Here is a 14,051-nt window from a genome sequence, read left to right as displayed (position 1 = left end):
TTAACATACCCAAAACCCAAACGGAATTCCCATGCTTCGAAAACCTTATCCTATAGCCAAAAGCCCCGGTCCACTTGGTTTTTATCTGTTGACGGTCGGGCTGGGAGTGATAGGCGGATTGTTAGCGTGCGTGCAAACCGGTTTCAGTTTGATCAGCATGGGAGCCACCGCTGCGCTTGGCTTTGCCGGCGTTCTGGTCGGGTCTACTTTGTACAACAAGCAGCAAGCCGTGCTGAATGAAGCTAATAAGGCTTGGCGTGGCGACGAAGACTTAAAGCTGCAAGATCTTGAAGCATACGCGATCGAGCTGGAGCGTTTGTTTCTGCAAGTAGTGCCCATTCTGCTCAGACAAGTACAAACCTCCAGAACGCATACCGAACAGGAAATCACCGTGCTGACCAGCCGCTTTGCCGCCATGGTCAATCAATTGGAGAGACTGATTTCCGGTGGGGCGCAGAGCCGTCAAGGCCGCAGTGTCGACGTGTTATTCAGCGAAACCCGGGATGCCTTGACTGCGGTTCTAAAAGTTTTAAGTCAAATTCAAGACGTTGAGCACGCGGTGGTCGACGAGGTTCGTAAACTGTCCGCGCATACCGGTCAACTGGACACCATGGCGCAGGAGGTGCGCAAGGTCGCCGAACAAATCAATTTATTAGCGCTTAATGCCGCTATCGAAGCGGCACGGGCAGGCGAAAATGGCCGCGGCTTTGCGGTTGTCGCCGATGAAGTCCGTAAACTGGCCGGTTTTTCGTCGTCTACCGGGGAAAAGATCAGCCACGCTATTGCCGATATCAACAAAGCCATGGCCTCCACCTTGAAAATGTCCGAGGCATCCGGGTCTTCGGACGACAAATCGATCCGCGATGCCGAACACGCCATCCGCACCGCACTGGACGATTTAAGGGTGGCCTTGGATATGTTCAGAAACGATGCGGACCAATTGCGTGGCAACAGCGCGCAAATTCGTGATGAAATTTTCTCGGTGTTGACGGCGTTCCAGTTTCAGGATCGGGTCAGCCAAATGCTGTCGCATGTCGAACACAATCTAAACAGCCTGCAAAGCGCGGTGGACGCTACGCGTAATAGCGGCGAGCGCCAAGCGAATAGTCTGGATGTCGGGGCAACTTTGGCTCGAATGGAGCTCAGTTACACGATGCCGGAAGAATTATTGAATCACTCTTCCGGGACGGCAGTGAGTCACCAAAGTACTTCCGCCAACGACGAGATTACATTTTTCTAAATTTAATGAAGGATTGAGTAATGGCTAAAACCATCATGATTGTTGATGATTCGGCATCCATCCGGCAGGTTGTCGGTATTGCCCTTAAAGGCGCGGGTTACGATGTGATCGAGGCCTGCGACGGCCGGGATGCGCTGAGTAAATTAACCGGGCAAAAAATCAATCTGATCATCACCGATGTGAATATGCCGAATATGGACGGCATAACCTTTGTTACGGAAGCCAAAAAATTAGCGGCTTACAAATTCACTCCGATGATGATGCTGACTACCGAAGCCGCCGACGATAAAAAGCAGGCTGGCAAGGCGGCAGGGGCGAAAGCCTGGCTGACCAAACCGTTTCAGGCCCCCACTTTACTCGACGCGGTGTCCAAATTGGTGTTGCCTTAAAAACAACTCCGCCGCACAAGGGGAGAAAACCTTGGCTATCCAACTAAAACAACAAAAAAACGGCTTCACCCATCTAGCTATACAGGGTGAATTAACTATTTATTCGGTGCTTGAACACAAACAAGCACTATCCCAGTATCTAAGCTCGGCTAAGGACATGCAAATCGATCTTGCCGATGTCACTGAAATAGATAGTGCCGGTTTGCAATTACTGATGTTTCTGAAGCAGGAAGCCATTAGCCGCGATATCAGCTTTAGCCTCAGTCAACATAGCGAGGCGGTCGTTGAAGTGTTGGAACTGCTTAACCTGAGTAAGCATTTCGGGGACCCTATCGTAATCTCCGCAGATTGGAAATCATCATGAGCGAATTTGATGCTGCCTTAACGGTTTTCGCCCAAGAGGCTGAAGAGTTGTTGACGGATATGGAAGACGCTTTGTTGTCTCTGGAGAGCAAACCGGACGATAGCGAAACCATCAATAGTTTGTTCAGGGCCATGCACACCATCAAAGGCTCTTCCGGATTGTTTGGCTTCAATGTCATTGTGGGCTTTACCCACGAAGCCGAGTCCGTTCTGGATAAAGTGCGTAACGGTGAACGCAATATCGACGCGGAATTAATCTCTGTATTATTGGACAGCAAAGATCACACGGCTAAATTGATCGAACATTGTTTGACGCAGAAAGACGCGGCATTACCGGCGAGTTTGGCGGCGGACGGAGAACGTTTGATTCGGCAGTTGACCGGACGGCAAACGACCGACATGCAGCAGAGCGACGATATTGTCCAGCTGGAAATTGAAGGCGGCGGCGAAATATCGGTGGACGACAACTGGCTCATTTCTTTAGAGTTTCAGAAAGATGCTTTCAGAAACGGCATGGATCCCTTGTCGTTTATTCGCTATCTGCGCACCTTGGGAGAGATTAAACAAATTCTTACCGTAGCCTCGGAAATGCCGGTCGGTGACGACATGGATCCGGAAAGCTGCTATTTGCATTTCAAAATTGCTTTTCAGAGCGATGCGAATAAACAGACGATAGAGGCGGTGTTTGATTTTGCCGCGGACGATTGCGATATCAAAATTTTGCCGCCTAATTCCAAACTAGAGGAATATCTAAATCTGTTGAATGCTCAGGATGACAATCATGTTAAGCGCTTGGGCGATATGCTGGTGCAGGTCGGCGCCCTGACTCAAAACGATGTCAATCATGCCTTGCAACGCCAGCAGGCGAGTGTTGATGCGGAACAGGAAGCCCCCAGCAAACCGTTGGGCGAAATACTGGTCGAGCAACACGTCGTACAGCAGCCATTGGTCGATCAAGCGCTGAAAAAACAGGAGCAGACCAAACAAAAACTGGCAAGCGAAGCCAATTACATTAGGGTCGATGCCACCAAACTAGGCCATTTGATCAATTTGGTCGGTGAGCTGGTGATTTCCAGTGCGGCGATGAATTTGATCGTTGAGCGGCATGGCCTCAGCGATGCCGGCGATGTGGCCGCCAGCATGAATGCCTTAGTCGGCAGTATTCGCGATACCGCATTGGAATTGCGCATGGTGCAAATCGGCGAAACCTTTTCCCGGTTTAAACGGGTGGTGCGCGACGTTAGTAAAGAATTGAATAAAGACATCGAACTTTTTATCAGCGGCGGCGAAACCGAGTTGGATAAAACGGTCGTCGAAAAAATCAACGATCCGTTAACGCATTTGATCCGCAACGCCCTCGATCACGGCATTGAAAGTCCCGAGCAGCGGCTCGCCGTTGGTAAGCCGGCACAAGGAACGGTGCAACTCAATGCCTACCACGAATCCGGGCATATCGTGATTCAAATCGCCGATGACGGCGCTGGTTTGAACAGCGAGCGAATACTCGCCAAAGCATTAGCTAACGGTTTGATTAAACCCGATCACGATTTGTCCCAACAAGACATTCACAATCTGATATTCGCCGCCGGACTCAGCACCAAGGATCAAGCCACCAATTTATCCGGGCGCGGTGTCGGCATGGATGTGGTGAAAAAAAATATCGAAGCCTTACGCGGCTCCGTCGAGATAGACAGCGTAGAAGGCGAGGGCACCACCATTTCCATACGCTTACCGCTGACCCTGGCAATTATCGATGGTTTTATGGTAGGTACCGGTCAGGACCGCTACATCATCCCTCTAAGTATGGTGGACGAATGCATCGAGATGAATGCCAACGAATGCGAAATTGATGAATTACAGCATTACATTAATTTACGCGGCCAGGTTTTACCGTATTTGCGTTTAGCGGATTACTTTCGGAACGGTTCCCAAGATACCACTAGGAAGCGCGAGAGCGTGGTGGTGGTCAAGTTCGGGCAAAGCAAAGCCGGGTTTGTTGTCGATGAATTGCATGGCGAGCATCAAACTGTCATCAAGCCTTTGGGCAGGGTTTTCGAAAAACTTAAAGGTATTACCGGCGCTACTGTGTTGGGCGACGGTAATGTAGCTTTAATTTTAGATGTGCAGGGTCTGATTGACTCGGCAACCAGTTTTAAGCACCGAAAAGTGCCGATGTATGAACAGTGAACTGTCCCCTTTAAGACCGTAGATTCTATTTTTGCCAGTGAAAGGCTGCACTTTTGTCGGGAGAATTCCCCGTTACTTGAAGGCACTCTGTTCCGGCTTTAATTTATAAGGAATAAGAAAATGAAAATGACCGTGGTAAGAAAAATGATTTTACTGGTCGTGGTGGCCATTATTGGTTTGGCGGCTGTGGCGTGGATAGGTCAACGCAGCATGACGAGTGTCTATGAGAAGACGAATTTTGCGAACTTAAATACTGTGCCGGCTCTAGCGGCACTGGGTGATGCCGGCCAGCGACTTGGACGCTTACGGGTGCGGGTCTATCGGCATGTATTGACCGAGGATATCGCCGAAAAGGCAAAAGTCGAGGCAACGGTTAAAGATGCGCAGGATGGCATTGAAAAGGCGTTTGCTGCCATAGAGAAAACGGTTGATGACGAAAAAGATCGCAAACTGTTGGAGGAGATGACAAAAACCTATAAGGAATATGCGTTGTCTATCGATAAAATCATCGAAGTCTCTCGAAAAAATAACGATACCGATAGTCGCGCAGCACTGGTAGCCGGCGCGCCCATTGCTGAGGCGTTCAACACCAATATAGATAAGTTCCAAGAATACGTGATTGAAGTCGGCAAAAAGTCAGCTGATGAAGCCGCGGCTGAAAAAGAAAGCGCAACCTTTATGGTGAATGTAATCAGTGCAACGATCTTGATATTCACCGGCATACTGGGCTGGGTGATTACGCGCGGCATTATTTTGCCTTTGAATGAACTGCAAAGGGTAGTGGACGCATTGGCGCAAGGCGAGTTTAGTACTGCGATTAACATTAACCGTGAAGACGAGATCGGTGTGGTTGCCAATGCCCTGAAAGACATGCGCGGACATTTGGTCAGAGTGGTGCAGGAAGTGCGTTCCAATTCAGAGGCCTTGTTGAGCGCATCGCAGCAAGTTAGTGCCACGGCGCAATCGATGAGTCAAATGGCCACCGAGCAAGCGGCAAGCGTGGAAGAAACGACTTCGTCGATTGAACAACTTAATTCGTCGGTACAACAAAATACCGAAAACGCGCATATCACGGAACAAATGGCCACCAAATCTGCCAGCGAAGCCCGCGATGGCGGTAATGCCGTAAACGAAACGGTAACGGCCATGAAACACATCGCCAAAAAAATTGGTTTAATCGAAGACATTGCTTACAAAACAAACCTGCTATCGTTAAACGCCGCCATCGAGGCCGCGTCCGCCGGTGAGCACGGAAAAGGTTTTGCGGTGGTAGCGGCAGAAGTGCGTAAGTTGGCGGAAAGTAGTCGGGTCACCGCCGAAGAGATCAATGAATTGGCCACTAATAGCGTGGCGATAGCTGAGAAAGCCGGTGGTTTGATCAGCGCAGTGGTGCCTAATATCGCTAAAACCGCCGATTTGGTTCAAGAAATTAATGCCGCGTCGATCGAACAATCCAGTGGCATCAATCAGATCAACGAAGCCATGCGCCAATTGGATAAGGCTACCCAGCAAAACGCCGCCAGTTCAGAAGAATTAGCAGCGACCTCAGAAGAATTAAATGGCCAAGCGACCCAACTGCAGCACGCCGTGGCCTTCTTTAAATTGGAGGAGGACAACAGAGCGCAAAATTACAGATCGACTCCGCCTGCACCTCGCCCAAATAGAGGTCCGGTAAGTCCCAGCTATGCTGCTAAGCCTGCGGCTCCGGCTTTAGCGGATGGGTCGATTAATTTTAACGACAAAGACTTTGAGCGTTTTTAATCTCTGGAGAACAGACCATGAGTAATCTGATTCGGAGAGAAACCGGCCAGGCAGTGGCGGTTCAGGAGCAGGTAGGCCAATACCTGACTTTTTTAGTGGGGACAGAAAGTTTTGCAGTCAGTATTCTGGATGTGAAGGAAATTATTGAGATTGCCAACGTGACGCGGGTACCGTTGACGCCGGACTATATTCACGGAGTGATCAATTTGCGCGGCAGTGTGGTACCGGTTATCGATTTATCGGCACGTTTAAGCCGGCGTTGCACTGAAGTCAGTAAGCGCAGTTGCATCGTCTTGGTGGCGGTTGAAACGAATGATGGTTCGCAATTGATCGGGATGTTGGTGGACGAAGTCAGGGAGATTTTAGAGATCCCGCCCGCCAACATTCAGCCGGCTCCTGATTTTGGTACTGATATTCGTACCGACTTTATTCAGGCTATGGCACGTGTCGACGACGTGTTTGTTATTCTGTTGGCGATGAATCGCGTTCTATCACTTGACGAATTGTCGCTACTTGGAGATTTGGCTCACTCCCAGGAGCGGCTGGCCACTGTGGCTGACTAAGTAAAGTAAGTCGATTAACCGAACAAAAGGTATTAGTATCATCATTCGGTTGTAAGACACGTGTCCGAACGATACTCGGGGAGAGTATGCATATATTCTCCCATTAGCCTATCCTCTTCTCGTATGTGTACCAACACCCACCGGGTGACGAATGCTTTGATAGCAGCCGGTTGCCAATGTCTATCGAAAATTGTTTCGGAAATTTCGTTCAGCTTTTCCAGCATCTGATTATGAGCGGATATATGTTGAACATAACCCGGGTATCGGCATTGTTTCATTAGCTGTTCTTCCGCTTCGAAATGCTCACGAACATGCTGATAAAACAGCATGAACAAATGCGTCAATGCCTCGCTGCTACCGGCTTCAACAATTTTGTTGGCCAGTTCGAACAGGTGCTGGTGTTGGGCGTCCACGGTTGCGTGGCCGATCTTGTAGTCATCTAGCCAGATAAACTCGCTCATAATTGGCTCCCTTCGTTATTTAAATGAACTCTTTGGTTCAATATAGTGACTTGCCGGATTTCTGCTCCTGTTGGCTGGCGAAGTAGGCATTAATCGCTGCGTCTTCCGCCACTATATGAGCAATCCAGTCGTGCATGAAGCCCGGCACATCAAGTGCCTCCAGTTGTTGTTGCTGGTTGATGTCATTACTAAACTCCACCAATTTTTCCAGCATCAGATTATGCGTTTGCACATGATGTTGATATTCCGGATAACCGTTTTGCTTCATGAAGACTTCTTCAGCTTGAAAATGTTCCCTGACATGGTGGTACAGCAACATGATGTTCTCGGTTAGCGCGTGAATATCCTTCGAAGCTAGCAGTCGGTTTGCCAGACGGAATAATTCTTTGTGTTGTTGATCAACCTTTTCGTTTCCGAGCAGATAATGATTTTCCCAAACGAATTGGTTCATGTAGTTACCGTAATATCTTTTCGTGTTATTGCGTCTTAAAAAAGCCGACTTCCCGCATTAGCGTTTGGCTTTGATCGTTTAACTCTTCCGCGGTGGCGGCCAATTGCTCTGAAGCTGCCGCGTTATGCTGAATCGCCGTGTCCAACTGTCCTACCGCTTGACTGATTTGCCGGACGCCGGCAGCCTGTTCGTCGGATGCGGTAGCTATTTCCTGTACAAGCGTAGCGGTTTTTTGAATGCTGGGCAGCATTTGGCTGAAGATACGGCCGGCGTTTTGAGCGATGTCCAGGCCGGTATTGGCTAGTTCGCCGATTTCGTTGGCGGTATCCTGGCTGCGGGTCGCCAACTTTCGCACCTCGGTCGCTACCACCGAGAAACCGGCGCCGTGTTCGCCCGCTTTGGCGGCGACGATCGAAGCGTTTAATGACAGCAAGTTGGTTTGGTAGGCAATCGCTTCGATTAAGCCGATTTTTTCGGCGATTTTGTTCATCGCCACCACGGTGTCTCTGATTGCTTGTTCACCGCTTTGCGCCGATTCGGCAGCCGTAAGCGCTATTTTTTCCGTGGTTTGCGCATTCTCGTGGTTGTGTTCCACCGACCCGGTCAATTGTTCCAGTGCGGCGCTGGTTTGTTCGATACTGGCCGCTTGTTCGCAGCTGGTTTGACTGAGTGTTTGCGCGGCATTATTGACTTCAGTAGAGGCTTGAGCGATTTGCGCCGAACAGCTGCCGATGGTGCCGATTACATCGGCCAGACGTTTTTGCATGGTCAGCATTGCGGCAAAAATGCCGACATGTTGCGCCGCTTGTGGCATGCCCCGTCGCTCCAGTTTGCCGGCAGCGATATTGACTGCCAGATTATTGACCTGCCACGGTTCCCCGCCCAACTGAGCGGCTATGTCCTTGCGCAGTATCCAAAATAGCGAAAAAGACAAACCTGCTACCACAACAATAAACACGCCGTTGAACAACAAACGGCGAATGGCGCTGCTTTCAATCGCCTTAGACGAGTCTATGGTGTCCTTGGCGATATAGTTTTCCACTTCTTTCAATAGATTGATCTTGCCGGTTTGCATCGCAAACCAGTGGGCCGGGTCCACCCCAAAACCGCCCTTGTCGGCATGGCTGAGCGCCTTGCTGCGCATGGCCGCAGTTTCGTCAATGAACTGTCCGCGCAGCGTGTGTTGTAAAAAATCCAGGTACGGTTGGGGGGCTACCGAGGCAAAAATATCCAGATAAGTATTCTGAAAAGCGATCAGAGTCACCAGTTTTTCATACATGCCAGGCCCAAAAGCATCCTTGGCAAAAGTGTTGGCCAACACGGCCCGCTCCACGCCTGCTTGTTCCTTGCCTTTCAGGAAATTGGCGTAGGCATCCAGTTTGTGATTGATGTGCACATTGGTGCTCAACTGCGGCAATTGGGCGATGATGGCCAGATAAGCGGCATTCAGATTGGAATAGTAATTGATGGTGGCTTCGCCGCTGGCGCGTAAAGCAGTGACTGACTGGCGAGTCTCGTCGAGTTGGTTGATTTGCCTGCCTGCCGCCGCCAAACCCGCCTTCAGATTGGTTGCGGCGGCTTGGGTGTCGAATGTTTTGAGAAACGCATTCAGTTGTTTCAGCTTTTCGTCGGTGGCTAAGCGTTGTTGCTCGAGTTCTGCTTTGAATTTCTGGCCGCCGCTACCCAAATGCCCCACCGACAAACCGCGTTCTTTTTGTAATTCATGTACCAGATCGCTGGCGTACACGGAAAAGTCGGCTAAAGAGATAATCTTTCCCGCTGACTGCATCTCCACAATATGGGTGTAGACCACGAAGGAGGACATTAGCAGTAAGCCCGCCAACGGTATCAGCGATAGGGCCGCTATTTTGTGGCTGAATTTAACGGTTTTCAGGTCAAGCATGTCCACTCCCGGCGACTATTTATATGCTCAAGCATAGTCCAGGGTGCTTATACCTGCTACGTGCAAGGTCGAGGGAAACGGGCCGATTGCGTTCAAAAAAACTCGCCGAATCGACTCCGTTCGCCTTTCTATATTTAGATTTAGAACAAACCGCTGATGACGCCTTCGTCGCTAATATCGATACGCTCTGCCGCCGGTACTTTCGGTAAGCCCGGCATGGTCATCATGTCGCCGGCAATTGCTACGATGAAGCCGGCGCCGTTGGCCAGGCGCACTTCATTGATTTCCACAACGTGGTCGGTCGGTGCGCCCTTGGCGTTGGGGTTGGTGGAAAATGACATTTGGGTTTTGGCCATGCAGACCGGGAAATGGCCGTAGTTGGCTTGCAGCGCCTTCAGCTCGGCAATGATTTTCGGGCTGGCGCTGATTCTTGCCGCGCCGTACAGCTTGGTGGCGATGGCTTCGATTTTATTCCATAGCGGCATTTCGCTGTCGTAAACGAAATTAAAGCCGGGCTCGCGGTGATCGACGATGTTCAGTATCTCTTGAGCCAGCTGTTCCGCGCCGGCGCCACCGTACGCCCAGTGTTTGGCGACTACGCATTTCACGCCCAAGGCTTCGCATTTTTGCTGCAACAAAGCGATTTCGGCATCGGTGTCGAAGGTAAAATGATTGATGCTGACGACACAGGGCAGCCCGTAATGCGTTGTGATGTTATGCAGATGGCGCTCCAGATTGGCAAAACCTTGCTCCAATGCTGCCAGATTTTCCTGGTTCAAGTCGTCTTTGGCTACGCCGCCGTGGAATTTCAATGCCCGCACCGTCGCGACCAATACCACTGCCGAGGGCTTTAAGCCGGACATGCGGCATTTGATGTCCAGAAATTTTTCCGCGCCCAAATCGGCACCAAAACCGGCTTCGGTCACCGCATAGTCGGCCAGCTTCAACGCCGTTTTGGTAGCGGTGACGGTATTACAGCCGTGAGCGATGTTGGCAAACGGGCCACCATGAATAATCGCCAGATTGTTTTCCAGCGTTTGCACCAGGTTAGGTTTGATCGCATCTTTTAATATGGCCGCCATCGCGCCATGAGCTTTCAGATCGCTGGCGTAAACCGGCGTGACTTTATCGGATTTGTAGCCTATGACGATGCGACCCAAACGTTCTTTTAAGTCGGCACGGCTGGTGGCCAAGCACAGAATCGCCATAACTTCCGAAGCGACCACAATGTCGAAGCCGTCTTCGCGCAAATAGCCATTAGCGGGTCCGCCCTGGCCGATGGTGATTTTGCGCAACGCCCGGTCGTTCATGTCGATCACGCGCTTCCATTGAATGCGGCGCGGGTCGATGTCCAGTTTGTTGCCGTGATTGATATGGTTGTCGATCAATGCCGACAATAAATTGTGCGCCACGCCGATGGCGTGAAAGTCGCCGGTAAAATGCAGATTGATGTCTTCCATCGGCACCACTTGCGCATAACCGCCGCCGGCCGCGCCGCCTTTTACACCAAAGCAGGGGCCAAGCGACGGTTCGCGCAGGCAGATAATGGTTTTCTTGCCGATGCGGTTCAGCGCGTCACCTAAACCTACCGTGGTGGTGGTTTTGCCCTCGCCGGCCGGGGTGGGGCTAATCGCAGTGACTAAAATCAGTTTGCCGTCGGTTTTATCGGTCAGGCTGTTGACATATTCCAGGGAAATTTTGGCTTTGTAATGACCGTAAGGGTCCAAATGTTCCGCGGGAATGCCGAATTTTTCGCCGGCCAGATCGATAATCGGGCGCATGCTTGCCTGTTGGGCAATTTCAATGTCAGACATGGTAGTTCCTAAATACTCTGAGAAATGTTGCAAAAGCAGAGCAGCCGGCGGCTGCGATGGGCGGATATTGTAGAGTTCAACGGCTTGGGCAGCCAGAAATTTAATGGAGAAAAGCCGGCAAGGCTAGACGGGTAGGGCTCTGCCGGCTTTTCGGCGATTAAGGTCGTCGCGCTGGACAACCTGTCGCAATAAGCGGTTTAGTAAGTAATCACTTCGCTACCTTTACCCACCAACACCACATCCGCAGCACGGATCGCAAACAGACCGTTGGTGATCACGCCGGGGATATTGTTGATGGTTTTTTCCAGCTCGACAGGATCCAGGATGCTCAAATTATGCACATCCAGAATCTCGCAAGCGTTGTCGGTGATATAGCTGACGCCGGTGTCTTTGTTCATGCGCAATTCGGGTTGGCCGCCCAGTTTTGCCAATTGGCGGGCTACAAAGCTGCGCGACAAGGGCAATACTTCAACCGGTAACGGAAACTTGCCCATCACATCCACGCATTTGCTTTCGTCGACGATGCAGACAAATTTTTTGCTGGCGCCGGCGATGATTTTCTCGCGGGTCAATGCGCCGCCGCCGCCTTTCAACATTTTTTTATGTGGGGTAACTTCATCCGCGCCGTCCACATAAATATCCAGATCGCCGGATTGATTCAGGTCGATGACGCGAATGCCGATAGATTGCAAATGTTCGGTGGTTTTCGCCGAGCTGGATACCGCGCCTTCGATGTCTCTTTTGAAATCGCAGTCGGCCAACAGATTGATTAAATGTGTGACGGTGGAGCCGGTTCCCATGCCGATGATGGGCACGTTTTTCAAATATTGCAGGGCAGCCTGAGCGACTTGTTTTTTTAATTCGTCTTGAGTCATGGTGATGGTCCTGATGGATTGCTCTTATAAATCTGACACGGCGTTTAACCCGTCATTGTATGGGATAATAACCGATTGACGCTGATCTCTCAGCAGTTTTTACGCCGACACGGCTCCAGGCAGCTTCGCCTAAACAGCCCCAGGACTTAAGCATGGACGGCAATTGCGCCAGCAGTTGCCGAGGACAATAATGCAGACATACATAGAAAAAATATTGCGGGCAAAAGTCTACGACGTTGCCGAGGAAACCCCGCTGGATTTTGCCGCTACGCTGTCGGAGAAAACCAACAACAAGGTCTATCTAAAACGCGAAGATTTACAGCCGGTGTTCTCCTTTAAATTGCGCGGCGCTTATAACAAAATCGCCTCCCTGCCGCTCGAACAAACTGCTCACGGTGTCATCGCCGCGTCGGCCGGCAATCACGCCCAAGGTGTGGCCTTGGCAGCCAAAAAATTGGGGATCAAAGCCTTGATTGTGATGCCGAAAACCACACCGGAAATCAAGATCAAATCGGTCAAGGCGCGCGGTGCGAAAATTGTGCTGCATGGCGATTCTTACGACGATGCTTACGCCCACGCGATGGAATTGGTCGCCGAAAAAGGCATGACTTTTATTCATCCTTACGACGACCCGGAAGTGATAGCTGGGCAGGGCACAGTCGGGATGGAAATCCTGCGCCAGCACAACGGCGATATTCACGCGATATTCGTCCCGGTCGGCGGCGGCGGTCTGGTGGCCGGTATCGCCGCCTACGTCAAATTTGTCCGCCCCGAGATTAAAGTCATCGCGGTGGAGCCGGACGATGCTGATTGCTTGAATCAAGCCCTACAAGCCGGCCAGCGTGTGATATTGGAACAAGTCGGTTTGTTTGCCGACGGCGTGGCGGTGAAGCAGATAGGCGAGGAACCGTTCCGCATCGCCCGGCAGTACGTCGATCAGGTAATCACCGTCAGTACCGACGAGATTTGCGCGGCCATCAAGGACATCTTCGACGACACCCGCTCGGTCGCCGAGCCGGCTGGCGCGTTGGCGGTGGCGGGTTTGAAAAAATACGCCGAACAACAGCATCTACAACAACACACCCTGATTGCCATCGACAGCGGTGCCAATATCAATTTCGACCGCTTGCGTTATGTTGCCGAGCGCACCTTGGTAGGCGAACATAGAGAAATTCTGCTGGCGGTGGAAATACCGGAGGTGCCGGGTAGTTTTTTAAGATTTTGCAAAGTCATCGGCAAGCGCAGTATCACCGAATTCAATTACCGTTATTTCGATGCGCGCATGGCGCAAGTGTTTGTCGGTATCAGCAGCAGCGGTGCGGAAAACGACCGGCAGCATCTGATCGAGCTACTGGCCGAAGACGGTTTTCCGGTTACCGATATGACCGGCAACGAACTGGCCAAGGATCACATCCGCTATATGGTCGGCGGTCATGCGCCGTTCGAATTAAAAGAAAGCGTCTACAGCATCCAGTTTCCTGAGCGTCCCGGCGCATTGCTGAAGTTTTTGCTATCGCTGGGCAGTCAGTGGAATATCAGTCTGTTTCATTACCGCAATCATGGCGCAGCCTTTGGCAAGGTCTTGATAGGTTTACAGATCGACGGCGAGCAACGCCGGCGTTTTGAACAATGCTTGTCGGTTTTAGGACTTGCCTATCGGGATGAGACCGGTAATCCAGCCTACCGCCTGTTCGTTGGCGGCAGCGAATCTGCCGACATCGGTTGCTAAGCTTTTCCGCTCCGGTTTAGCCTCCCAATCTTAGGATATATTTAAAAAATGCCCCCAGCCCCTCTTTTTCAAAGAGGGGAGCATAACTTCGCTATTCGGTGCAATCAGAATCGCCGGAGTTTATTCCCACTAAATCCTTAAACCAACAAACCAGGTGCTTAATGTTCTTAAGCGCTTCGGCACATTATTCCGCCAAAATCCTTAACGCCCGGAATTATTGGCAAACAATTCGGGATTTACTCCTAACGACAACTGGGAAATCGCCAACATACAATGCGCGCCATTTTGTGCTATGGCGATTTGAATATAAAGATG

At 50.9% G+C, this 14,051-nt stretch carries 12 protein-coding genes; 7 read left to right on the top strand and 5 right to left on the bottom strand.

Features of this window, described 5'->3' with window-relative positions; genetic code table 11:
- Positions 1–31: 31 nt before the first annotated feature.
- The 6 genes from METH11B_RS0104940 (at position 32) to METH11B_RS0104915 (ending at position 6,503) form a co-directional block, all read left to right on the top strand.
- Positions 32–1,240, top strand: coding sequence for a methyl-accepting chemotaxis protein (locus METH11B_RS0104940; RefSeq protein WP_026601071.1), 1,209 nt, complete (start codon positions 32–34; stop codon positions 1,238–1,240).
- Between the two features lie 20 nt (positions 1,241–1,260).
- Positions 1,261–1,629, top strand: coding sequence for a response regulator (locus tag METH11B_RS0104935; protein WP_026601070.1), 369 nt, complete (start codon positions 1,261–1,263; stop codon positions 1,627–1,629).
- Between the two features lie 31 nt (positions 1,630–1,660).
- A complete protein-coding gene (locus tag METH11B_RS0104930; RefSeq protein ID WP_026601069.1) occupies positions 1,661–1,993 on the top strand; it encodes an STAS domain-containing protein in 333 nt (110 codons plus the stop codon).
- Positions 1,990–4,179, top strand: a complete 2,190-nt coding sequence (locus tag METH11B_RS0104925; RefSeq protein ID WP_026601068.1) for a chemotaxis protein CheA — start codon at positions 1,990–1,992, stop codon at positions 4,177–4,179. The genes METH11B_RS0104930 and METH11B_RS0104925 overlap by 4 nt, the downstream gene beginning before the upstream one ends.
- A gap of 120 nt (positions 4,180–4,299) precedes the next feature.
- Positions 4,300–5,940: a methyl-accepting chemotaxis protein gene (locus tag METH11B_RS28355; protein ID WP_026601067.1), complete on the top strand. Its 1,641-nt coding sequence runs from the start codon at positions 4,300–4,302 to the stop codon at positions 5,938–5,940.
- Between the two features lie 17 nt (positions 5,941–5,957).
- Positions 5,958–6,503, top strand: a complete 546-nt coding sequence (locus METH11B_RS0104915) for a chemotaxis protein CheW (protein ID WP_026601066.1) — start codon at positions 5,958–5,960, stop codon at positions 6,501–6,503.
- Positions 6,504–6,544: 41 nt separating this feature from the next.
- On the opposite strand, the gene METH11B_RS0104910 is transcribed toward METH11B_RS0104915, so the two are convergent.
- The 5 genes from METH11B_RS0104910 to rpiA form a co-directional block, all read right to left on the bottom strand.
- Positions 6,545–6,964: a bacteriohemerythrin gene (locus METH11B_RS0104910; protein ID WP_026601065.1), complete on the bottom strand. Its 420-nt coding sequence runs from the start codon at positions 6,962–6,964 to the stop codon at positions 6,545–6,547.
- A gap of 37 nt (positions 6,965–7,001) precedes the next feature.
- On the bottom strand, positions 7,002–7,415 hold the full coding sequence (locus tag METH11B_RS27635) for a bacteriohemerythrin (protein ID WP_026601064.1): 414 nt from the start codon (positions 7,413–7,415) through the stop codon (positions 7,002–7,004).
- Between the two features lie 25 nt (positions 7,416–7,440).
- Positions 7,441–9,318 carry a methyl-accepting chemotaxis protein gene (locus METH11B_RS27630; protein ID WP_026601063.1) on the bottom strand — a complete coding sequence of 626 codons (1,878 nt, stop codon included), beginning with the start codon at positions 9,316–9,318 and terminating at the stop codon, positions 7,441–7,443.
- Between the two features lie 140 nt (positions 9,319–9,458).
- A complete protein-coding gene (locus METH11B_RS0104895; protein WP_026601062.1) occupies positions 9,459–11,132 on the bottom strand; it encodes a formate--tetrahydrofolate ligase in 1,674 nt (557 codons plus the stop codon).
- A gap of 197 nt (positions 11,133–11,329) precedes the next feature.
- A complete protein-coding gene (gene rpiA / locus METH11B_RS0104890) occupies positions 11,330–12,007 on the bottom strand; it encodes a ribose-5-phosphate isomerase RpiA (protein ID WP_020481506.1) in 678 nt (225 codons plus the stop codon).
- 190 nt (positions 12,008–12,197) lie between these two features.
- Here rpiA and ilvA point away from each other — a divergent pair, with 190 nt between their 5' ends.
- Positions 12,198–13,736 (top strand): threonine ammonia-lyase, biosynthetic, encoded by a 1,539-nt coding sequence (gene ilvA, locus METH11B_RS0104885; RefSeq protein WP_026601061.1) that lies wholly within the window; start codon positions 12,198–12,200, stop codon positions 13,734–13,736.
- Positions 13,737–14,051: the final 315 nt, after the last annotated feature.

Source organism: Methylomonas sp. 11b, assembly GCF_000515215.1.
GTDB lineage: Bacteria > Pseudomonadota > Gammaproteobacteria > Methylococcales > Methylomonadaceae > Methylomonas.
This window is presented reverse-complemented; position numbering and strand designations above follow the sequence as displayed.